The sequence below is a fragment of the Streptomyces sp. UNOC14_S4 genome (genome assembly GCF_020740835.1).
Classification (GTDB): Bacteria; Actinomycetota; Actinomycetes; order Streptomycetales; family Streptomycetaceae; genus Streptomyces.
Map to the genome: position 1 here is coordinate 1 of NZ_JAINFC010000079.1, position 20261 is coordinate 20261.

A 20261-nucleotide genomic window follows, 5' to 3' on the forward strand; every position below is an offset into this window, starting at 1 on the left:
GGCCCCGGTGACGGCATGGTCCCGGTGGCCGCGTAGTCCGGGGGCACCGCGCCGACTGCGTGGGGCGGGCGGGCGCGGTGCCCCCGGACTACGCGGCCACCGGGACCATGCCGTCACCGGGGCCATGCCGTCACCGGGACCGTCAGTCCTCGACGAGCACCCAGGCCGCCGTCTGGTCCTCGGCCGGGCCGAAGACCTCCGCCAGGTTCGCCGCGTCCTTGAGACCGGCCACCCGCTCGATGAGCTCCTTCATGATTCACCTCCGATCGCCTCGGGATTCCGGAAGCTTGCGGGGCCAGAAAACCCGGGGTTGATCTACAGCGGATATACGGAAGTTCAACGCGTGTACACGGAACGGCCCCGTCGCCGTGCAGGCGTATGGAACGGGCGGGGCGCGGCCGGGCCGGGTACGCCGTGTGGCACCGGGACGGGAGCGGCGGGAAGATGCTTGAGCGTGGTCGTACGAAACGAAGACCGGGAGCCGTACGTGGAGGCACCGAGCGCAGGGCGCACGGCCGTGATGCGCTGGTTCCTGCGCCACCTCCAGCTGGTGCCGGTCTTCCTGCTGGCCGCTGGCGCCGTCCTCGACTTCCACACGCCTCCGCATTTCAGCGCGGAGGCCTTCTACACCGCCGCGCCGATGACGGCCGCCGCCCTGCTCTCGCTGCGCGCGACGATCCTGGCGGGCCTCGGCGCCTGTGCCACCGACGCCGCGCTGCTCGTCCACTTCGGCTTCCTGGAGGACTCCGGCGGGCGGAGCGAGCTGGCGGCGGTGGCGACCGTCTCGGCCTTCGCCGTCGTCGTCAACCGGCTCATGCACTACCGGGACGTACGGCTGCGGTCCGTCCGCGAAGTCGCCCGGGCGGTGCAGTGTGCCGTCCTGCCCCAGCCGCCACCGGAACTCGGCGCCCTGAGGGTTGCCGCCCGCTACCAGTCGGCCGTCAGGGAAGCGCAGATCGGGGGCGACCTGTACGCCGTGCAGGACACCCCCTACGGCGTGCGCTGCCTGGTCGGCGACGTCCGGGGCAAGGGCATGGAGGCGGTCAAGGCGGTGGACGTCGCGCTCGGGGTGTTCCGGGAGGCCGCCGAGGAGGAGGACACGCTCGCCGGGATCGCGGCCAGGCTCGAACGGGGGCTGGTGCGGGAGGCGGCACGACGGGCGGGTCTCGAACAGACCGAGGGTTTCGTCACCGGTGTCCTCGCCGAGTTCCCGCACTCCGGCGACGAGCTGCGGCTGTTCAACCGCGGACACCCGGCACCGCTTCTGCTGCGGCGCGACGGCCACGTCCGCTGCGTGGAGCCGTCCGAACCGGCGCTCCCGCTGTGCCTGGCCGGGCTGGGACCCGGCCAGGGCGTCACCGACACGGTGCCGTTCCCCCCAGGGGCCACCCTCCTGCTCTACACCGACGGCCTCACCGAGGCGAAGGACCGTACGGGGGCCTTCTACGACCCCGCCGCCGCCCTGGCCGGACGCGCGTTCCCGGACCCGGACGACCTGCTCGACGCCCTTCTGGCCGACGTCGGCCACCACACGGGCGGCCGCACCACCGACGACATGGCACTGCTCGCGATCACCCGCGGCACGGGCTGACGGGAACGTCCGGCCGCGGCGCCGGGCCACGGGCCGCCGGGACGCGCCCGCGCACCACCGTGGTGTCCGTCCCCCCGGCACGGGGCAGAGATCCTCCCGACGCGCGCTGATCTGACAGGAGGACTCTGTGGTCACGGACCGGCACGCCCACCCCATGACGTACACGGATGCCGATGCCGTGCGCCACTACGAGCAGGCCCTGGACAACCTGCTCTTCTTCCGCGCGGAGGCCGCCACGGAGGTCGGGGCGGCGCTCGACGTCTCACCCCGGTCCGCCATGGGGAACGTCTTCCGGGCGTACCTGGGGCTGCTGGGCACGGAGGAGAAGGACGCGGCCGAGGCCGCCACGGCTTTCGGGACGTTCCGGCGGGACGTATCCCCGGCCGGCCTGACCCCGCGTGAGCGCATGCACGTCGAGGCGGCCTCCGCCTGGCTGGACGGGGACATGCACGAGGCCGGCCGCATTCTCGCCGGGCTCGTCGTGACGTACCCGAAGGACGCCCTCGCCCTCGCGGTCGGCCACCAGATCGACTTCTTCACCGGCGACGCCGTGCTGCTGCGCGACCGCATCGGCGGCGCACTGTCCGCCTGGGACCGCGACGACGCGCACTACGGCCTGCTCCAGGGCATGTACGCGTTCGGGCTGGAGGAGGCCGGACACTACGACCTGGCCGAGCGCGTGGGCCTGGAGGCCGTCGAACGCAACGCCCGCGACGTCTGGGGCATCCACGCCGTCGTGCACTCCTACGAGATGCAGGGCCGGCACGAGGACGGCATCCGCTACCTCGACGCCCGCACCGACCACTGGGCGACCGGCAACTATCTGAACGTGCACAACTGGTGGCACTACGCCCTGTACCTCCTGGAGACCGGCCGCACGGACCAGGTCCTGGCCGTCTACGACGCCGCCATCCACCACGACGGCTCGTCCGGGGCGGCGATGGAACTCCTGGACGCCGCCGCCCTGCTGTGGCGGCTCCACCTGGCGGGCGCCGACACCGGCGAGCGCTGGCCCGCGCTCGCCGACGCCTGGGCACGGCGGAACGACGGCGCCCACTACGCCTTCAACGACGTCCACGCGGTCATGGCCTACGTCGGAGCCGACCGCCTGTCCGACGCCCAAAAGCTCATCCGCGAACGGGAATCCTGGGTACGGACCGTGGACCCGCGGCATCCGGGCCTCTCCAACGCCGCGATGACCGCCGACATCGGCCTGCCGGTCTGCCGGGCGCTCGTGGCCTACGGACAGCGACGCTACGCCGAGACCGTCGACCTGCTCCTTCCCCTGCGCCGCCGCTTCCAGGACTTCGGCGGCAGCCACGCCCAGCGGGACGCCCTGCAGAAGACCCTCGTCGAAGCGACCCTGCACGCCGGGTACCACGACCTCGGCCGTACGCTGCTCAGCGAACGCATCAACCTGCGCGCCCGGTGCCCCTACAACCAGGACGCCCTGGCCCGTCTCACGCGGCGGACGAGCACCGCGGGCGTGGACTGAGGCGTGGACTGAGACGCGAATCGAACGCCGCTGTCGGCCAGGCTTGTGGGTCAGGCCGTGTCAGCCAGACCATATGGGTCAGGCCATGTGGGTCAGCGGCACAGACCCGCCTTCATGGTGTCCTCAAGATGCTTCAAGGCTTCACCGGTCTTCGGCTCAAGGGTCATCGTGACACCGGCGGCACGGCCGTCGTCGGTGGCCGCGGCCCAGGTTCCGTAGCCGGGAATGGCACCGCTGTGGCCCCAGGCGACGCACGTGTCCGACAGCTGCACCCGCATTATCCCCAGCCCCATGTCGTAGCCGTCCTTCACATGGACGGTGGTGCGCATCTGGGCTGTCTGGTTCTCCCCCAGGAGGACGTTGCCCTTCGCCTTCAGCAGCGCGGAGAAGAAGCGGTTGAGGTCGGAGGCGGTGGAGACCATGGCGCCTCCCGCCCAGGACGCGGAGGGGTCGATCTCGGTGACGTTGCGCAGGGGCGCGCCCGGGGATTCCTCGCGGTAGCCCTGGGGGTGGCGTTGCCGGATGGCCGTCTCGCCGGGGCCGGGGAAGTAGGTGTGGCGCAGCCCGGCCTTCCGGATGACGCGCTGGTCGATCTGCTCGGCGAGGGGCCGTCCGGTGACCTTCTCCACGATCAGCCCGGCCACCAGGTAGTTCGTGCTGCTGTATCCCCACTGGTCCTTCGCCCCGGGGGCGAAGACGGCTTCGTGCCCGAGGGCGATGTCCAGGGCGTCGCGGGGGGAGAGGTAGCGGCGCTCAAGGATGTCGGCGGTGACGTCGTCCTCGTAGTCGGGAAGTCCGCTGGTGTGCTGCAGGAGCTGACGCACCGTGATGTGATGTCCGTCGATCCCCTTCCCGCGCACGAGGCCCGGCAGATACTTCTCGACCGGTTCGTCGAGGCCGATCTTTCCTTCGCCGACGAGTTGCAGCACGACCACCGCGGTGAACGTCTTGGTGACGCTGCCGATCCGCACCTGACCGTCGCGGGGCACCTTCGCGTGCGTGTCCCGGTCCCCCTCGCCCGCGGTGTAGGTACGGAGGTTCCCGTCGGCGTCCGTCACACTCGCCAGCGCGCCGGGTGCGTGATCGGAGCGCACCAGCGTCTTCAGCCCCTGCCGTACGGGGTCCGGCCCGGCGGCGGTCGCGGGTGCCGCCACACCGGCGGTGACAGCGGTGGCCAGGGTGAGGGCGGTCAGGGCGGTCAAGGCGAGGCGGTTACGCATCAGCGTTCCTCCGGGACAGGGTCGACGGATCTCGGCGCAAGGTCAACTCTGCTGGACGCAGTCGCTGTTGCCCATCAGTGATCACCCCGACCAGACCCTGGAACCACCCTGAGGTGGACCCTCAGTGGGCCCCCCGCCCGCGGCCCGCCCGCGACCCGGGCCGCGTCAGGGGGCGTCCGCGTCGGCGGTGCCCGTGGTGGCGCGCCGTCGCGGGAGCATGGCGACGATCGTCACGGACAGGGCCGCGCAGACCGCCGCGCTCGTCCACAGGACCGCGTGCCAGGCGCCGGTGAGCCCGTGGGCGACGAAGTCGGCGAACTCCCGTCGGACTCCGGGCGGCAGAGCGGACAGCGAGCCGTCCAGGTCTCCCGCGTTCGCCTCGTTGGCCAGGTCCGCGGCAGTGCCGTCGTAGGCGGGGAAGCGGTCCGGCCCGCCGCTCAGCCGGTCACGTGTCAGACCGGTCAGCCCCGCACCGGCCGCGGCGATGACGACGGCCTCGCTGCCCAGCCGCAGGGTGTTGAGGAGGCCCGCCGCCGTCCCGGTGGCCTCGGGTGGCACGACGGTCAGCACCGCGCCGTCGACCAGGCCGAAGTTGAGCCCGAGCCCGGCCCCGAGTACGAGCAGCGGCCCGGCGAGCTCCGCCGGGCCCGCACCGGGCCGCAGGGCGGCGGCGAGCCACGCGACGCCCGCCGTCAGGCACACCAGGCTGAGCCCGAGCACGCCCTGAGTGGGGACGCCCCACCGGATCAGCCGGCCCGCCGCCAGCGGGGTGACCAGGACCGGCAGTGTCATCAGCAGCATCGTGGCGCCCGCCGCCCGGCTGGAGGAGCCGTTCGCCACCACGAGGTACCCGGGCAGCAGCGGCAGCAGGACCACGAACGAGAACGAGACCACCACGGGAATCAGGCACAGGGCCATGAACCCGGCGTTGCGCAGCAGCCCCAGGTCGAGCATCGGGTGCCGCACCCGCCGTTCCACCACGACGAACACCACCATCAGCAGGACCGACCCGGCGAGCAGCCCCAGCACCCCGGCGCTGCCCCAGCCCCACTGCGGGCCCTCGACCGTCCCGAGCATGAGCAGGAAGAGACCGCCGATGAGGACCGTGGTGCCGGCCCGGTCCACCCGGGCCGCGGTGTCGCCGCGCGACTCGGGCAGGAACGGGACGGCACACAGGACCAGCAGCATCAGCGCCGCGTGCAGCCCGAAGAACGAGCGCCACCCCAGGGCGTCCGCCAGCGCCCCCGCCGCCATGGCCCCCAGGGCGAGCCCGCCGCCCGTCACGATGCCGACGGCGGCGAACACCCGGGTGCGAGCCGCCCCGTCGAACGTCGCGGCCAGGAGGGAGCTGCCGCCGGTCAGCAGAGCGGCCGCACCGACCCCGGCCGCCCCGCGCATCACGTCCAGCACGACGACGTCCGTCGCCAGCGCGCTCGCCAGCGACGCCGCCGTGAACAGCATGCCGCCCGCGGTGAACACGCGGCGCCGCCCGGCGAGATCGGCCAGCGAGCCGCAGGCGAGCAGGAGGCTCGCGAAGGTCAGGTTGTAGCTGTGCATCACCCACTGCAGTGCGTCCAGCGACGCGCCCGTGTCCCGTCCGATGTGGGGGAGCGCCACCCCGGATCCGGTCACCGCGGTCGGCAGGATCAGCAGAGCCAGCAGGACGGCGAACAGCGATACGGCGCGCCCGGGCTGCCGCGCGGCTCCGGCCGCGGGGAGGCGCGCCGTCGCGGGGTGCGCTGTCACGGGGCGCGCCGTCGTACGCCCCGTCATGCCGCGGGCACGGAGCCGACGAGACCGCCGTCGACGACGAGGTCCTGACCGGTGATGTACGAGGCGTCGTCGGAGGCCAGGAAGGCCACGGCCGCCGCGACGTCGTCGGGATGGCCGAGGCTGCCCAGGGGCACTTCGGCGGCATTGAGCGCCTCGGCGCCGGGGTCGGGGTTGGCCTCCCGGTACATCTCCGTGTCGATGTAGCCGGGGCTCACGGAGTTGACCCTGATCCCGCGCGGGGCGAGACCGGCGCCCAGGGTCCGGGCGAGATTGTGCACGGCGGCCTTGGTGGCGGAGTAGACGGAAGCGACGGCCAGTCCGCGGTGCAGGGTCCAGGAGGCGTTGATGACGACGGAGCCGCCGTCGCGCAGCAGCGGCAGCGCCTCGTGGATCGTGAAGAAGACGCCCTTGAAGTTGACGTCGACCGTGCGGTCGAAGTCCTCCTCCGTCAGTTCGGCGCCCGGCTTGAAGATTCCGACGCCCGCGTTGGCGAAGACCACGTCCAGACCGCCGCGCCAGGTCTCGGTCTCCCGCATCAGGTGCCGCAGATCGGGCAGGGAGGCCACGTCGGCCCGTATCGCGAGGACGCGCCCGGGGGCGGCGCCGAGGCGGACGACGGCGGCGTCCAGGCGCGCCCGGTCGCGTCCGGTGATGACGACGTAGGCACCCTCGTCGAGGAGTCTGCGCGCGGTGGCGAGACCCATGCCGCCGGTACCGCCGGTGATCAGGACCGTCTTGTTCGTGAATCGTTTCATGCCGACGATCCTCGGTGCGGCCGCCCGGACCCGGCAGTGCCGGTCAAGCCTGGGTCCGTCACCACCACCCTCAGCCGACGACGGGCGCTGTCTCCGCCTCTGCTTCGCCCAGCAGCGCGGACAGCCGTGCCCGGGTGCCGGTGCCCGGCGCCGGGGTGTACAGCAGCAGCCGGTGACCCGGCAGGTCGGGGAGCGGCAGTGTCGTGTACTCGAAGACCAGCTCGCCCGTTCCGGGATGGTCGACGGCCTTGATGCCGTGGGCCGAGCTGCCGACGGGGTGCTCGGCCCAGATCTCGGCGAAGGCGGGGCTCGCGGCACACAGGTCGGACGCCAGCCGGCTGAACTCCGGGTCGTCCGGGTAGCGGGCGGCATCGGCACGGAACTGGCCGACGATCTCCCGCGCCGCGTCCTCCCAGTGGCACAGCGCCGAGCGGTGACGGGCGTTGGTGAAGAAGCTCACGAGACAGCTGTGGTCGGTCTCGCCGTACCCGAACACCAGCCGGGCGGCGCGGTTGACGGCGGTGAACCTCCAGTGCCGGTCGATGACGTAGGCCGGACGCGGCAGCCAGCCGTCGATCACCCGCCGGAGCCCGGGCGGAACGTCCCGGTCCGCCGGGGGTGCCTGCGGAGGATTGAGACCCGCCAGCAGATACAGATGCTCGCGCTCGGCCGCCCCGAGTTGCAGTACCCGCGCTATGGCGTCCAGGACGTCCGCCGACACATTGATCTCACGGCCCTGTTCCAGCCACGTGTACCAGGAGATCCCCACCCCGGCGAGCACCGCCACCTCCTCCCGGCGGAGCCCCGGCGTCCGCCGCCCGCCGCCGGCGACCATGCCCACATCCTCGGGCGACAGCCGGGCCCGCCGGGAGCGCAGGAACTCGCGGATCTCTGCGCTGCGTCGCTGTCGGGCGTCTGCGGGGAGGCGGGAGATGTCCATCGAGCCATGCTAGGCAACGCGTGACGCACAACGCGCGACACGTGCCGCGGGCTCGTCAGGGCGAGACGTAGTCACCCCAGCCGAAGGTCAGCCGGTAGGCGTGCTTCACCGCTTCCACGCCGCGATCGACGAAGGTCCAGGCGAATCCCAGCGCCAGGAGGAACCACCCACCTGCGGCCTCGGCCACGACAAGGGCCCACTGAGCACCGGCGGAAAAGGCGATGACGGCCACGAAGGCCACCGTCACGGCAAGCCCTATGTGGGCGCCACCGACGTCCGCCCGCTCGTCCTCCGGTTCGGTTCGCTGCGTCATCCGTTGTGCCCTGCCGAAGATTCACGTACATATTCACCCATGTCGGGATCATCCTACGGCCCCAAGGCCGCGGACCGCCCGCCGGGCACAGGCGGTCGGACGGGACGGGGGAGGGGAGGACGAGGGCGCCGTGGCGCGATCCTGCGCCGGCCGTCGCGGGCGTTACCTTGGCCGTATGGACGAGAACAGGGCGCTTCACGTGGTGGACGCGTTGCGGCAACGCGGTGTGGATGCCCACCTGGCCCGTGAGGGCGTCTACCGGATCGGCGTGCGCGTGGTCCTGCGCGACGGCCGCGAGGCCGTCTGGGACACCGACGACACCGCCGGCCTCGAAGCCCAGGTCATGCGGGACGGGGTCCTGGTCGGCTTCGTGCCGTCCATCGAGGGCTCCGGGGACTACGACCTCGACCGGACCGTCGACGCCATCGCCCGCGCGGACTACGACCAGCCGGTCGCCCGCGAGCGCCCCACGGCTCCGCCGCCGTCCGCCCCGCTGCCCCGGGAAGGCGGGCTCTTCCGCCGCTTCCTGGGCGGCTTCCGCGAGCGCTGAGGGCCGCCGTCACCCCTCGCCCGGCGGCGTTCCGCCCGGTCCGCCTCCGCCCCGCTGAAACCCACCTCCCTCGCGGTGGCGGGCCCGACGCGGCGTGCGCGTCTGACGACCGCCCTCCCGGCAGCCGGGACGAGCGCGTGGCCCATCCGGTACAGGTGCGGGTGGGTGCCCGGGTCACAGGCCCGTCGTGCCGTCGACGCGTTCCCGGATCAGATCCGCGTGACCGTTGTGGCGCGCGTACTCCTCGATCATGTGGGTGAGGATCCAGCGCAGTGAGACCTCCTCGCTTTCGAGGAACGCCGCGTTCTGCCCCGCGAGGTGCCCGCAGTCGTCCAGGGAGCGGTCGGCGATCGCCTCCTGGCTGCGTTCGACCTCCGCTCTCCAGGAGGCGAGTGCCTCGTCCAGCCCCTGGTCCGGATCGAGGGCGAAGCCGAGGTCCGTCTCGGGCCCCTGGCGCAGTGTCCCCTCCCGCCTGGCGAACACGTCCTGGAACCAGTGGCGTTCGACGATCTCCATGTGCCGGACCAGGCCCAGCAAGGTGATCCGGGAGGGCTCCGCGGAAGCCGTACGGGCCTGCCGGTCGTCGAGGTCCGAGCACTTCAGGGCCAGTGTCGCGCGGTGGAAGTCCAGCCAGCCTTCCAGCAAGGTCCGTTCGTCGGCTCGCGGGGACGGCATCGGCCGCCCGTCGGGTGTGGTGGGCATGTGGGCCAGCCTGGCACGGCCCGTCGCGCGACGGCAGCCCCCCACCGCCGAGTCGCGTCGGTACGCCGACGCGGCTCGGCCGGACGTCCCGACGCCGGATCTCAGCGCAGCCCCTCGGCCGCGTCCGAGACGCGCTTCAGCAGTTCCAGGAAGGCGGACCGCTCCTGAGGGTCAAGCGGTGCCAGGAGGACCTGGTTCATCCGGGCGGTCCGCAGGGACAGTTTGTGGTGCACACGCGCGCCTTCCTCGGTGACGCGCAGGACGGACCGGCGGCTGTCCTTGGTGTCGCGCTCCTTGTCGACCAGGCCGCGTGCGACCAGGCGGCGGACCACCTCGGCGATGGTGGACCGGTCGAGGCCGACCCGTTCGCCCACCGTGCGCTGGTCGAGGCCGTCCTCGCCGGTCAGGGCGTTGAGCACGGCGAACTGCGGTGAGGTGACCTCCTCCGAGACGATCGTGGTCCACAGCAGTGTGTGCGCCTGCTGCAACCGCCGGGCCAGATGGCCGGGGTGCGTGTTGAGGTCGAGCGCGGGCACGGCCTGTCCTCCCCTGAACGTCCCTGACGTTCCCTGATGTTCCCTGTGCTGACGGTCTTGACCCTCCTCTCTCATCATGCCAGGCTCGCGATCGCCGAACAGATAGTCAGTGCACTGAGTATTTTGAGGCAAGGAGGAGTCCACGATGGACAAAGTGGTGGCCACCGCCGCCGAGGCCATCGCCGATGTCCGTGACGGCGCGTCACTGGCGGTCGGCGGTTTCGGCCTCAGCGGAGTGCCGGAGGTACTGATCCGGGCTGTCCACGCGACAGGAGCCCGCGGCCTCACGGTCGTGTCGAACAACTGCGGAGCACTGGGCCGAGGTCTGGCCGTACTGCTCGCCGACGGCCGGATCGCCCGCGTCACCGGCTCGTACATCGGCGCCAACGAGGAGTTCGCCCGCCAGTACCTGTCCGGTGAGCTGGAGGTCGAACTCGTCCCCCAGGGCACGCTCGCCGAGCGGCTGCGCGCCGGGGGCGCGGGCATCCCCGCCTTCTACACCCCGGCCGGGGTCGGCACCCAGGTGGCCGACGGCGGGCTGCCGCTCCGGTACGGCCACGAGGACCGGGTGGCCGCGGCCACGGCACCCAAGGAGGTGCGGGAGTTCGACCGGCGCGCGTACGTCCTCGAGCGCGGCATACGCACGGACTTCGCCCTCGTACGCGCCGCGAGGGGAGACCGGCACGGCAATCTCGTCTTCGCCAGGTCCGCCCGGAACTTCAACCCCCTCGCGGCGATGGCCGGCCGGGTCACCGTCGCCGAGGTGGAGGAACTGGTCGAGCCCGGCGGGATCGACCCGGACCACGTCCACCTGCCGGGCGTCTTCGTGCAGCGGGTCGTACCGCTCACCCCGGAGCAGGCCGCCGACAAGCCGGTCGAGCGGCGGATCGTCGCCGTCTCCCCGGCGGGGGAGGAGGTACGGAACTGATGCCCTGGACCCGCGAACAGATGGCCGCGCGTGCCGCCCGCGAGCTGAAGGACGGCCAGTACGTCAATCTCGGCATCGGCCTGCCCACCCTCGTCGCCGACCACCTGCCCCGGGGACTGGAGGTGGTCCTGCAGTCCGAGAACGGAATCCTGGGCACAGGCCCCTATCCCACCGAGGACCGGGTGGACCCCGACCTGATCAACGCGGGCAAGGAGACCGTGACCCTGCTGCCCGGCGCCTCCTGCTTCGACTCGGCCCTGTCCTTCGCCATGATCCGCGGCGGGCACGTCGACGTCGCCGTCCTCGGCGCCATGCAGGTGTCGCGCCACGGCGACCTCGCCAACTGGTCCGTCCCCGGCACACGGGTCACCGGGATCGGCGGCGCCATGGACCTCGTCCACGGCGCCCGCACCGTCGTCGTCCTCATGACCCACACCACCAAGGACGGCGCGGCCAAGCTCGTCGCCGACTGCACCCTCCCGCTGACCGGCCGGGCCTGCGTCGACCGGATCGTCACCGACCTCGGCGTCCTCGACATCACCGCCGACGGCTTCGCGCTCGTGGAGACGGCGCCGGACGTCACGGCCGACGAGATCGCCGGGAGGACCGCGGCGAGGGTCCATGTCCCGGCGCACCTGCGCTGAACCGGAGCACCTGTACTGAAGAGGTCCGAAAGCGCTTTGCCGAAAAGGATGTCGGCTCGCCGCCGGACGCCATGCCCGCCCAGGACGGAGGAATTCAGGAACGATGACACCCACCCAGGCCGACATCGACCATGAGATGGCACTGAGGCGCGAGGCGTACGAGAAAGCCGTCGCTGCGGGCGCCACACCCGTCCATCACCCCGCACGGGACTACGCGCCGTACCGGTCGAGCGCGCTCCGGCACCCGAAGCGGCCGCCGGTGCCCGTCGCCGTCCGGTACGACCCGGAGGCCGTCGAACTGACCTCGCCCGCCTTCGGCGCGACCGACGTCACCGAACTCGACAACGACCTCACCCGCCGGCACCCCGGCGAACCGCTCGGCGAGCGCATCACCGTGAGCGGCCGGGTCCTCGACCGCGGCGGGCGGCCCGTACGCGGCCAGCTGATCGAGATCTGGCAGGCCAACGCCTCCGGGCGCTACGCCCACCGGCGCGACCGGCACCCCGCGCCGCTCGACCCCAACTTCACCGGCGTGGGACGGACGCTGACCGGCGACGACGGCGGCTACACCTTCACCACCGTCAAGCCCGGCCCCTACCCCTGGCGGAACCACACCAACGCCTGGCGGCCCTCTCACATCCACTTCTCGCTCTTCGGGACCGCCTTCACCCAACGCCTCGTCACCCAGATGTACTTCCCCTACGATCCGCTGCTCGCCCACGACCCCGTCCTGCAGTCCGTCACCGACGCCGCCGCGCGCCGCCGGCTGGTCGCCGCATACGACCACGCCCTGTCACGACCGGAGCAGTCCCTCGGCTACCGCTGGGACATCGTGCTCGACGGCCCCACCGCCGCTTGGACCGAAGTCCGATGAGAGCGAAGAAGCCTGCTGAGGCCGAAGAAGTCCGCTGAGACCGAAGAAGGACGTTACAGACCGAGGAAGGCCGCCGAATGACATCCTCCGCGCCCCGGACCCCCGCCCACACCATCGGTCCGTTCCACGGCTACGCCCTCCCGTTCCCCGGCGGCGGGGACGTGGCACCCGCGGGGCACCCCGACGCGATCACCGTCCACGGACAGGTGCTGGACGGTGCCGGTGCCCCGGTCCCGGACGCGCTCCTGGAGTTCTGGGGGCTCGGCCCGGACGGCGAACTGCCGCGCGCCACCGGGTCATTGCGCCGCGACCCGGCCACGGGGGAATTCCTCGGCCGCGACGGTATCGGCTTCACCGGGTTCGGCCGCATCCCGACCGACGCGGATGGCCGGTGGGCGCTTCGCACGCTCCGGCCCGGCGCGCGCGGGCGCAACGCCCCGTACCTCGTCGCCTGCGTCTTCGCCCGCGGCCTCACCCATCACCTGTTCACCCGCGTGTACCTGCCCGAGCCCGCCGAGCGGCTCGCCGCCGATCCGCTCCTCGCCTCGCTCGCCCCAGCGCGGCGCGCGACGCTGCTGGCCGTCGCGGAACCGCGCGGGACCTACCGGTTCGACATCCACCTGCAAGGCGCGGCGGAGACGACGTTCCTGGAGTTCGCATGAGCGCACCTGACCGGGGCTCCCACACGCCGCACCACCGCTCGGAGGGACCGGCCACCGGGCCCGTCCTGCTCCTCGGCCCGTCGCTGGGCACCTCGTCCGCCCTGTGGGGCGCTGTCGCACGCGAGCTGAGCTCGTCGTTCCGCGCCGTCCGCTGGGACCTGCCGGGACACGGCGGATCGCCCGCCGCCCCGATCGGCCCCGGCGCGACCGTCGCCGACCTGGGCGGGCTGGTCCTCGCCCTGGCCGACTCCCTGGGCGCTGAACGCTTCCATTACGCAGGGGTGTCGCTCGGCGGCGCGGTCGGCCTGTGGCTCGCCGCGCGCCACCCGGGCCGCGTCGACCGGCTCGCCGTCCTCTCCTCCTCGGCACACTTCGGACCACCCGCCCCCTGGCGGGAACGGGCCGCACTCGTGCGGACGTCGGGCACGGGCCCGCTGGCCGAGTCCGCGCCCGCGCGCTGGTTCGCCCCCGGTTTCACCGCGCCGGAGCTCGTCGGCGACCTGCGCCGGGCCGACCCGGAGGCCTACGCCGCCTGCTGCGACGCGCTCGCCGTCCTCGACCTGCGCGAGGACCTGCCGTCGATCACCGCCCCGACGCTGGTCGTCGTCGGCCGGCAGGACCCCGTCACCCCGCCCGCGCACGCCAGGGAGATCGCGGACGCGATACCCGGCGCGGCACTCGTCGAACTGCCCGACGCCTCGCACCTCGCGGTAGCCGAGCGGCCCGGGGCCGTGCTGGGCGCCCTGCGCGCACACTTCGCGGCACCAAACCCCGGCCCGGGCATGGCGGTGCGCAGACAGGTGCTGGGGGACACCCACGTCGACCGGGCCCAGACGCGCACCACGCGCCTCACCGCCCGCTTCCAGGACGTCATCGCCCGCTACGCCTGGGGCGAGATCTGGACCGACCCGACGCTCGGCCTGCGCGACCGCAGCCTCGTCACGCTCACCGCGCTGGTGGCCCACGGGCACCTCGATGAACTCGCCCTGCACATCAGGGCGGCGCGGCGCAACGGCCTGAGTCGCGAGGAGATCGGCGCGGTGCTGCTGCAGGCCGGAATCTACTGCGGCGTCCCGGCCGCGAACGCGGCGTTCGCCGTGGCACAGCGGGTGCTGGAGGAGGACGGGGCGGCCTGACGCCGCACCGGAGGGCGCCGCGGACGCCGCGGGCGCCCTGCCGCACGCGGCACCGGGTCAGTCGCTGTCGGCGCGCGCGACGCGCAGCAGCAGGGCGTGCAGCGTCTCGCGTTCGTCCGGCGACAGCGGTTCGAGGAGTTCGCCGGTGACATCGCGGCACGTCTCGTCGGTGTCGCGCAGGAACGTCCGGCCGTCCTCGGTCAGGACGACGACGCGGCTGCGCCGGTCCCCGGGGGCGGGCCGCCGTTCGGCGAAGCCGAGGCGTTCGAGGTCGTCGACGAGGCCGACGACGGCGCTCGGGTCGTGGCCGAGGCGGGCGCTGAGCTCCCGCTGCGGGGTGCCCCCGGTCGTGGCGAGGAAACGCAGGAGCGCGTAATGGCGCAGGCGCAGCCCGGACTCCTGCAGCGCCGCGTTGAAGAGCTGACCGGAGCGCAGGCCGATCCGGTAGAGCAGATATCCGGTGTCGGAATGCAGGCTCCGCAGCCAGGGCTCGTCCGGGATACCCGGCTCGCCCGGCTCGGCGGGGCGGACGTCGGCTGCGGCGGGTGTTCGCTGGGCGGCGATGGCGTGCTCCCTGGTGCGGGCCCCGACGGGGCGATCCGGTACGGGTTCCGACAGGGCGATGCCGTGGCTTTCCCGATGCCATGGCCTTCTCGATGTCAGGGCCCCCGCTCAGCATGCCCCACCTCGATTGATGAGAACAACCATTGACCTGAACAACAATTGGCCCTAGCGTCCCCGTACGGACCGGCACGGATCGAGCACTTCTCTCCGACGTGTCTTCATCTCTCCTTGCCCTGCCTCCTGTTGAAGGGATTCCGCAGTGCCACACACCCCCACCATCGATCTCACCGGCAAGGTGGCCGTCGTCACCGGCTCCGGCCGCGGACTGGGCCTCGCCTACGCCAGGGCGCTCGCACGGGCCGGCGCCTGTGTGGTCGTCAACGACATCGACCAGGACGCCGCCGCGCGGGCCGCCGCGTCCATCACCGGCACCGGCACCGGCACCGGCACCGGCACTGGCGGCCGGGCCGTCGCCGAGGCCGTCGCGGTCGGCACGGCCGAGGCCGCCGACCAGCTGGTCGCCCGTGCCGTCACCGAGTTCGGCCGACTGGACGTCATGGTCACCAACGCGGGCATCCTGCGGGACCGCGTGCTGTGGAAGATGACCGACGACGACTTCGACGCGGTCCTCACCACGCATCTGAAGGGCACCTTCACCTGCGCCCGCGCCGCGGCCGCGCGGATGCGGGAGCAGGGCGACGGCGGCAGCCTGATCCTGGTCGGCTCCCCGGCCGGGCAGCGCGGCAACTTCGGGCAGACCAACTACGCCGCCGCCAAGGCCGGTATCGCCGCCATGACGCGCACCTGGTCGATGGAGCTGGCCAGGGCGGGCATCACCGTCAACGCGATCGTGCCGGTCGCCGCGACCGCAATGACGAGCACGATCCCCGCCTTCGCCCCGTACGTCGAGGCGTGGAACCGCGGCGAGCCCCTGCCGGACTTCCTGCGCAAGGGCGAGGGTTTCGGCACCGCCGAGGACTGCGCCGCCCTCGTCCCCTTCCTCGCCTCGGACGCGGCCCGGGACGTCACCGGCCAGTGCGTCGGTATCGGCGGCGACCGGCTGGCCCTGTGGTCGCACCCGCAGGAGGTCGCGGTGGCGTACGCCGACGGCGGCTGGACCCCCGGGACCATCGCCGCCTCCTGGCACACCTCGGTCGGCGCCGCCCCGCAGACCGTCGGTATCCCCGCACCCAAGGTTCCGGAGGCATGATGCGCGTCGGTGAACTCGTCGCGATCGACGTCCACACGCACGCCGAGGTGTCCTCCCGCGGCGCCGCCGCCCTGGACGACGCCCTCTACGACGCCTCCAGCGCCTACTTCAAGGTCGAGGGCCGGTTGCGCAAACCCACCCTCCAGGAGCTGGCCGCGTACTACCGCGAGCGCCGGATGGCCGCGGTCGTCTTCACCGTGGACGCCGAGTCCGCGACCGGCACCCCGCCGGTGCCGAACGAGGAGGTCGCCGCGGCCGCGGCCGCCAACCCCGACGTGCTCGTCCCCTTCGCCTCCCTCGACCCGCACCGGGGGAGGGCGGCGGTGCGGCAAGCGCGCCGGCTGGTGGAGGAGTACGGGGTGAAGGGGTTCAAGTTCCACCCCAGCATCCAGGGCTTCTTCCCCCATGACCGGCTCGCCTACGGCCTGTACGAAGTGATCGAGGAGACCGGCACCGTCGCCCTCTTCCACACGGGCCAGACCGGCATCGGCGCGGGACTGCCCGGCGGCGGGGGCATCCGCCTGAAGTACTCCAATCCACTGTACGTGGACGACGTGGCCGCCGACTTCCCCCACCTGAAGATCATCCTGGCGCACCCGTCGTTCCCCTGGCAGGACGAGGCGCTCGCGGTGGCGGGCCACAAGCCCGGAGTGCACATCGACCTGTCCGGCTGGTCACCGAAGTACTTCCCGTCCCAGCTCGTCCAGTACGCCAACACCCTGCTCCAGGACAAGGTCCTGTTCGGGTCCGACTACCCCGTCCTCACCCCCGACCGGTGGCTCGCGGACTTCGCCGCGCTGCCCATCAAGGACGAGGTCCGACCGAAGATCCTCAAGGAGAACGCCGCCCGGCTGCTCGGGCTCACCGACTCGTGAACCCGGTTTCGCACGACCGGGGTTCGCCATGACTGGAGGGTGCGCGATGACACGCAACGAGGGACTGGGATCATGGCCCGCCCGTCGGGCCCGCAAGACCCCGCACCGCGCTGCCTTCGTCCACGAAGGCGTCACGACCGGCTATGCCGAACTCCATGCCCGCACCGCCCGCCTCGCCCACGCCCTGCGCGGGACCGGCGTCCGCCGCGGCGACCGGATCGCCTACCTGGGCCCCAACCACCCGTCCTTCCTGGAGTCCTTCTTCGCCGCCGGAGCGCTGGGCGCGGTCTTCGTACCGCTCAACACCCGGCTCGCCGCTCCCGAGATCGCCTATCAGCTGCGGGACTCCGGCGCGGGCACGCTGCTGTACTCCCCGGCGCACGCCGACCTCGTCGAGGGACTGAACGGCACGGCGACCTCCTCCGTGCGCACGTCCGTCGAAGTGGGAGCGCCGTACGAGCGGCTGATCGCCGCCGCCCCGGCAGCCGAACCGATCGACGAACCCGTCACCGGCGACGACCTCTGCCTCATCATGTACACCTCGGGGACCACCGGCCGGCCCAAGGGGGCGATGCTCACCCACGCCAACGTCACCTGGAACGCCGTCAACGTCCTGATCGACCACGATCTGACCGCCGACGAGACGGCCCTCGTCTCCGCACCGCTGTTCCACACCGCCGGGCTGAACATGCTCACGCTGCCGGTCCTGCTCAAGGGCGGCACCTGCGTCCTCACCGGCTCCTTCGACCCCGACGCCACCCTCGACCTCATCGAACGCCACAGGGTCACCTTCATGTTCGGGGTGCCCACGATGTACGAACGGATCGCCCGGCGCCCGCGCTGGCCGGACGCCGACCTGTCCTCCCTGCGCCTGCTCACCTGCGGCGGGTCGCCCGTGCCGACCTCGCTCATCGCCGCCTACCAGCGGCGCGGGCTCACCTTCCAACAGGGCTACGGCATGACCGAGGCGGCACCCGGCACCCTGTTCCTCGACGCCGAACACGCCGTTTCCAAGGCCGGGTCCGCCGGAGTGCCGCACTTCTTCAGCGACGTCCGGGTCGTCCGCCCCGACCTCACCCCGGCCGGGACGGACGAGACCGGAGAGGTACTGATACGCGGCCCGCACGTCATGCCCGGCTACTGGGGACTGCCCGAGGAGAGCGCCGCGGCCTTCACCGACGGCTGGTTCCGCAGCGGGGACGCCGCACGGATCGACGCCGACGGCTACATCACCATCGTCGACCGCCTCAAGGACGTGATCATCTCGGGCGGGGAGAACATCTACCCCGCCGAGGTCGAGAACGCCCTGCTCGCCCACCCCGACATCGTGGAGTGCGCCGTCATCGGCGTTCCCGACGAGAAGTGGGGCGAGGTGCCGCGCGCGGTCGTCGTCCCCCGCGGGGGCAGCGGGCTCACCCCGGACGAGACGATCGGCTCGCTCCGGGGCCGCCTGGCCCCGTACAAGATCCCCAAATCGGTGGTGATGGCGGCGGAACTGCCCCGCACCGCCTCCGGAAAGCTCCTCAAACCACGCGTCCGCAGCCTCTACGGCACGCTCTGATCTTCCCGAAGACGAAGGCCCCCGACCCCGAAGGAGAAACATGGCTGTCACCGTCGACGGACTCGGCGAACTCAGGAAGCTCGCCGGAAGCGAGCTCGGCACCAGCGCATGGACCGACGTCACCCAGGAACGCATCGACACCTTCGCCGACGCCACCGACGACCACCAGTGGATCCACACCGACGTGGCAAGGGCCGCGGAAGGCCCGTTCGGCGCACCCATCGCCCACGGCCATCTGACGCTCTCCCTGTTCATACCGCTCTTCACCGGCCTCCTCGATGTCCGGGGCGTCACGACGAAGGTCAACTACGGCCTGGACAAGGTGCGTTTCCCCGCTCCGGTGAAGGCGGGCTCCCGCATCAGGCTGGCCGCCCGGCTGGCCTCGGTGGAGGACGTCCCGGGCGGGGTACAGATCGCCGTCGACGGCACCATCGAGATCGAGGGCTCCACGAAGCCGGCTTGTGTGCTGCGCAGCCTGTCCCGCTTCTACGCCTGATCCGCGGATCGTACTCAGGGATCACACCCAGGGATCACATCAGGGATCACATTCAGGAGGTCCTCGCACCCATGAGACTCCGTACCCCCGTCTTCCTCGCCACAGCCCTGTGCGCGGTCGCGGCGACCGCGTCCCCGGCCCCCTCCCTCGCCCACGCCGAGACGCGCCGCGAACCCGTTCACGTCGAAGGACGGCTGCCGTCCGACGCCACGTACGTGATGGACCTGCCCGCCGGCTGGAACGGCACCGTGCTGCTGTTCAGCCACGGCTACCGGCCGACAGGCGCCCCCAACCCGGCTGCCGACGCCCCCGGTGAGGACACCAGGACACGACTGCTCGACGAGGGGTACGCGCTCATCGGCTCCTCGTACGCCTCGACCGGCTGGGCCATCACCGACGCGGTGCCCGACCAGCTCGCCACGCTCGACCTGTTCACCCGGCGGTTCGGCCCGGCCCGGCGCACCATCGCCTGGGGCCAGTCGTTCGGCGGACTGGTGACCACCGCCCTCGCCGAACGGCACCCGGACCGCTTCGACGGCTCGCTCTCCCTGTGCGGGCTGGTGCAGGGCGGCGTCGCCAACTGGAACAACACCCTGGACCCGGTCTTCGCGCTGCGGACCCTGCTCGCCCCGGACTCCGGCATCCGCCTGACCGGCTTCCGCGACCAGGCCGACGCGCGCACCGCGGCCGACGCCCTGACCGCCGAGGTCTCCCGCGCCCAGCGGACACCCGCCGGCCGCGCCCGCATCGCCCTGGCCGCGGCCCTGCACAACATCCCGACGTGGAACGACACGGCACAGACCGAGCCCGGTCCGCACGACCGTGATGCCCAGCAGGCCAACCAGTACCAGGCCGTCGTCGGGCTGCTGCGGATCGCGGCGTTCACCCGCCGACAGGAGGCCGAGAGCCGTGCGGGCGGCAACCCGTCATGGAACACCGGCGTCGACTACGCGACGCTCCTCGACCGCTCCTCCGTCCGCGAGGAGGTCACCGAGCTCTACCACGAGGCCGGGCTCTCGCTCCGCGACGACCTCGCGGCACTGGACCGCGCACCTCGCATCGGCGCCGACCCGCGGGCCGTCGCCTGGACGGCCCGCACCAGCAGCCTCACCGGCCGGCTGTCCCGGCCCCAGCTGAACGTGCACACCACGGGTGACGCGCTGATACCGGTCCAGGCGGAGAGCGCCCACCACCGGGCGGCCACGGCGGCCGGCTCCACCGCCCTCCTCCGCCAGGCGTATGTCCGCGCCCCCGGGCACTGCACCTTTTCCCTGGGCGAGACCCTCGCCGCAGTGCACACCCTGGAGAACCACATCACCACCGGCCACTGGGCCACCACTCCGGACACGCTCAACTCCCTGGCCGTGCAAGAGGACGCGTCCGCACCGGCCCGCTATGCCGACTACCGGCCTGCCCCCTACCTCCGCCCCTACGAC

Annotated in this window: 21 protein-coding genes; 13 read left to right on the forward strand and 8 right to left on the reverse strand. The window is 72.4% G+C overall.

Features of this window, described 5'->3' with window-relative positions; genetic code table 11:
• Nucleotides 1-454 precede the first annotated feature (454 nt).
• Both K6I34_RS10235 and K6I34_RS10240 read left to right on the forward strand, forming a co-directional pair.
• Nucleotides 455-1591 carry a PP2C family protein-serine/threonine phosphatase gene (locus K6I34_RS10235; RefSeq protein WP_308293984.1) on the forward strand — a complete coding sequence of 379 codons (1137 nt, stop codon included), beginning with the start codon at nucleotides 455-457 and terminating at the stop codon, nucleotides 1589-1591.
• Between the two features lie 154 nt (nucleotides 1592-1745).
• A complete protein-coding gene (locus tag K6I34_RS10240) occupies nucleotides 1746-3086 on the forward strand; it encodes a tetratricopeptide repeat protein (protein ID WP_229324471.1) in 1341 nt (446 codons plus the stop codon).
• A gap of 92 nt (nucleotides 3087-3178) precedes the next feature.
• Here K6I34_RS10240 and K6I34_RS10245 read toward each other — a convergent pair whose 3' ends face one another.
• The 5 genes from K6I34_RS10245 to K6I34_RS10265 all read right to left on the reverse strand — a co-directional run bounded on the left by K6I34_RS10245 (nucleotide 3179) and on the right by K6I34_RS10265 (nucleotide 8087).
• On the reverse strand, nucleotides 3179-4306 hold the full coding sequence (locus K6I34_RS10245; RefSeq protein ID WP_229324473.1) for a serine hydrolase: 1128 nt from the start codon (nucleotides 4304-4306) through the stop codon (nucleotides 3179-3181).
• A gap of 165 nt (nucleotides 4307-4471) precedes the next feature.
• Complete coding sequence (locus K6I34_RS10250; RefSeq protein WP_229324475.1) at nucleotides 4472-6052, reverse strand: MFS transporter; 1581 nt, start codon at nucleotides 6050-6052, stop codon at nucleotides 4472-4474.
• Between the two features lie 23 nt (nucleotides 6053-6075).
• On the reverse strand, nucleotides 6076-6834 hold the full coding sequence (locus K6I34_RS10255; protein ID WP_229324477.1) for an SDR family NAD(P)-dependent oxidoreductase: 759 nt from the start codon (nucleotides 6832-6834) through the stop codon (nucleotides 6076-6078).
• A 70-nt stretch (nucleotides 6835-6904) separates the two neighbouring features.
• On the reverse strand, nucleotides 6905-7774 hold the full coding sequence (locus K6I34_RS10260) for a helix-turn-helix transcriptional regulator (RefSeq protein WP_229324479.1): 870 nt from the start codon (nucleotides 7772-7774) through the stop codon (nucleotides 6905-6907).
• Between the two features lie 55 nt (nucleotides 7775-7829).
• Nucleotides 7830-8087 carry a hypothetical protein gene (locus K6I34_RS10265; protein ID WP_229324481.1) on the reverse strand — a complete coding sequence of 86 codons (258 nt, stop codon included), beginning with the start codon at nucleotides 8085-8087 and terminating at the stop codon, nucleotides 7830-7832.
• A gap of 175 nt (nucleotides 8088-8262) precedes the next feature.
• On the opposite strand from K6I34_RS10265, the gene K6I34_RS10270 reads away from it, so the two are divergent.
• Entirely contained in the window at nucleotides 8263-8637 is a 375-nt protein-coding gene (locus tag K6I34_RS10270; protein WP_229324483.1) for a hypothetical protein, read from the forward strand.
• Nucleotides 8638-8811: 174 nt separating this feature from the next.
• Here the strand turns inward: K6I34_RS10270 and K6I34_RS10275 are convergent, their stop codons facing one another.
• Both K6I34_RS10275 and K6I34_RS10280 read right to left on the reverse strand, forming a co-directional pair.
• The gene (locus tag K6I34_RS10275) at nucleotides 8812-9339 is read right to left on the reverse strand and encodes a DinB family protein (protein ID WP_229324485.1); all 528 of its coding nucleotides are present in this window, start codon (nucleotides 9337-9339) and stop codon (nucleotides 8812-8814) included.
• 101 nt (nucleotides 9340-9440) lie between these two features.
• Nucleotides 9441-9875: a MarR family winged helix-turn-helix transcriptional regulator gene (locus K6I34_RS10280; protein WP_229324487.1), complete on the reverse strand. Its 435-nt coding sequence runs from the start codon at nucleotides 9873-9875 to the stop codon at nucleotides 9441-9443.
• Nucleotides 9876-10020: 145 nt separating this feature from the next.
• Between K6I34_RS10280 and K6I34_RS10285 the strand changes: the two genes are divergently transcribed.
• From K6I34_RS10285 to K6I34_RS10305, 5 genes are all read left to right on the forward strand, one after another.
• A complete protein-coding gene (locus K6I34_RS10285; RefSeq protein ID WP_229324489.1) occupies nucleotides 10021-10803 on the forward strand; it encodes a CoA transferase subunit A in 783 nt (260 codons plus the stop codon).
• Nucleotides 10803-11447 (forward strand): CoA transferase subunit B, encoded by a 645-nt coding sequence (locus tag K6I34_RS10290; RefSeq protein WP_229324491.1) that lies wholly within the window; start codon nucleotides 10803-10805, stop codon nucleotides 11445-11447. The genes K6I34_RS10285 and K6I34_RS10290 overlap by 1 nt, the downstream gene beginning before the upstream one ends.
• 103 nt (nucleotides 11448-11550) lie before the next feature.
• Nucleotides 11551-12321, forward strand: a complete 771-nt coding sequence (pcaH, locus tag K6I34_RS10295; RefSeq protein ID WP_229324493.1) for a protocatechuate 3,4-dioxygenase subunit beta — start codon at nucleotides 11551-11553, stop codon at nucleotides 12319-12321.
• A gap of 77 nt (nucleotides 12322-12398) precedes the next feature.
• Complete coding sequence (gene pcaG, locus K6I34_RS10300; protein WP_229324495.1) at nucleotides 12399-12983, forward strand: protocatechuate 3,4-dioxygenase subunit alpha; 585 nt, start codon at nucleotides 12399-12401, stop codon at nucleotides 12981-12983.
• The gene (locus tag K6I34_RS10305; RefSeq protein WP_229324497.1) at nucleotides 12980-14119 is read left to right on the forward strand and encodes an alpha/beta fold hydrolase; all 1140 of its coding nucleotides are present in this window, start codon (nucleotides 12980-12982) and stop codon (nucleotides 14117-14119) included. Before pcaG ends, K6I34_RS10305 begins: the two co-directional genes overlap by 4 nt.
• Nucleotides 14120-14176: 57 nt before the next feature.
• Here K6I34_RS10305 and K6I34_RS10310 read toward each other — a convergent pair whose 3' ends face one another.
• Nucleotides 14177-14620: a MarR family winged helix-turn-helix transcriptional regulator gene (locus K6I34_RS10310; protein ID WP_229324507.1), complete on the reverse strand. Its 444-nt coding sequence runs from the start codon at nucleotides 14618-14620 to the stop codon at nucleotides 14177-14179.
• A 322-nt stretch (nucleotides 14621-14942) separates the two neighbouring features.
• On the opposite strand from K6I34_RS10310, the gene K6I34_RS10315 reads away from it, so the two are divergent.
• From K6I34_RS10315 to K6I34_RS10335, 5 genes are all read left to right on the forward strand, one after another.
• Nucleotides 14943-15893 carry an SDR family oxidoreductase gene (locus tag K6I34_RS10315; RefSeq protein WP_308293985.1) on the forward strand — a complete coding sequence of 317 codons (951 nt, stop codon included), beginning with the start codon at nucleotides 14943-14945 and terminating at the stop codon, nucleotides 15891-15893.
• A complete protein-coding gene (locus tag K6I34_RS10320) occupies nucleotides 15893-16768 on the forward strand; it encodes an amidohydrolase family protein (RefSeq protein WP_229324511.1) in 876 nt (291 codons plus the stop codon). The genes K6I34_RS10315 and K6I34_RS10320 overlap by 1 nt, the downstream gene beginning before the upstream one ends.
• 46 nt (nucleotides 16769-16814) lie before the next feature.
• Nucleotides 16815-18329 carry a long-chain fatty acid--CoA ligase gene (locus K6I34_RS10325; RefSeq protein WP_229324499.1) on the forward strand — a complete coding sequence of 505 codons (1515 nt, stop codon included), beginning with the start codon at nucleotides 16815-16817 and terminating at the stop codon, nucleotides 18327-18329.
• A 40-nt stretch (nucleotides 18330-18369) separates the two neighbouring features.
• Complete coding sequence (locus K6I34_RS10330) at nucleotides 18370-18825, forward strand: MaoC family dehydratase (RefSeq protein ID WP_229324501.1); 456 nt, start codon at nucleotides 18370-18372, stop codon at nucleotides 18823-18825.
• Between the two features lie 71 nt (nucleotides 18826-18896).
• Nucleotides 18897-20261, forward strand: a 1365-nt coding sequence (locus K6I34_RS10335; RefSeq protein ID WP_229324503.1) for a S9 family peptidase, incomplete at its 3' end; no start/stop codon positions are given.

Coding starts and splice junctions, on each gene's coding strand:
- K6I34_RS10275 (WP_229324485.1), bottom strand. CDS start 9,339: ATGCCCACCACACCCGACGGGCGGCCGATGCCGTCCCCGCGAGCCGAC.
- K6I34_RS10285 (WP_229324489.1), top strand. CDS start 10,021: ATGGACAAAGTGGTGGCCACCGCCGCCGAGGCCATCGCCGATGTCCGT.
- K6I34_RS10325 (WP_229324499.1), top strand. CDS start 16,815: ATGACACGCAACGAGGGACTGGGATCATGGCCCGCCCGTCGGGCCCGC.
- K6I34_RS10305 (WP_229324497.1), top strand. CDS start 12,980: ATGAGCGCACCTGACCGGGGCTCCCACACGCCGCACCACCGCTCGGAG.
- pcaH (WP_229324493.1), top strand. CDS start 11,551: ATGACACCCACCCAGGCCGACATCGACCATGAGATGGCACTGAGGCGC.
- K6I34_RS10290 (WP_229324491.1), top strand. CDS start 10,803: ATGCCCTGGACCCGCGAACAGATGGCCGCGCGTGCCGCCCGCGAGCTG.
- K6I34_RS10240 (WP_229324471.1), top strand. CDS start 1,746: ATGACGTACACGGATGCCGATGCCGTGCGCCACTACGAGCAGGCCCTG.
- K6I34_RS10255 (WP_229324477.1), bottom strand. CDS start 6,834: ATGAAACGATTCACGAACAAGACGGTCCTGATCACCGGCGGTACCGGC.
- K6I34_RS10320 (WP_229324511.1), top strand. CDS start 15,893: ATGCGCGTCGGTGAACTCGTCGCGATCGACGTCCACACGCACGCCGAG.
- K6I34_RS10270 (WP_229324483.1), top strand. CDS start 8,263: ATGGACGAGAACAGGGCGCTTCACGTGGTGGACGCGTTGCGGCAACGC.
- K6I34_RS10260 (WP_229324479.1), bottom strand. CDS start 7,774: ATGGACATCTCCCGCCTCCCCGCAGACGCCCGACAGCGACGCAGCGCA.
- K6I34_RS10265 (WP_229324481.1), bottom strand. CDS start 8,087: ATGACGCAGCGAACCGAACCGGAGGACGAGCGGGCGGACGTCGGTGGC.
- K6I34_RS10245 (WP_229324473.1), bottom strand. CDS start 4,306: ATGCGTAACCGCCTCGCCTTGACCGCCCTGACCGCCCTCACCCTGGCC.
- K6I34_RS10330 (WP_229324501.1), top strand. CDS start 18,370: ATGGCTGTCACCGTCGACGGACTCGGCGAACTCAGGAAGCTCGCCGGA.
- pcaG (WP_229324495.1), top strand. CDS start 12,399: ATGACATCCTCCGCGCCCCGGACCCCCGCCCACACCATCGGTCCGTTC.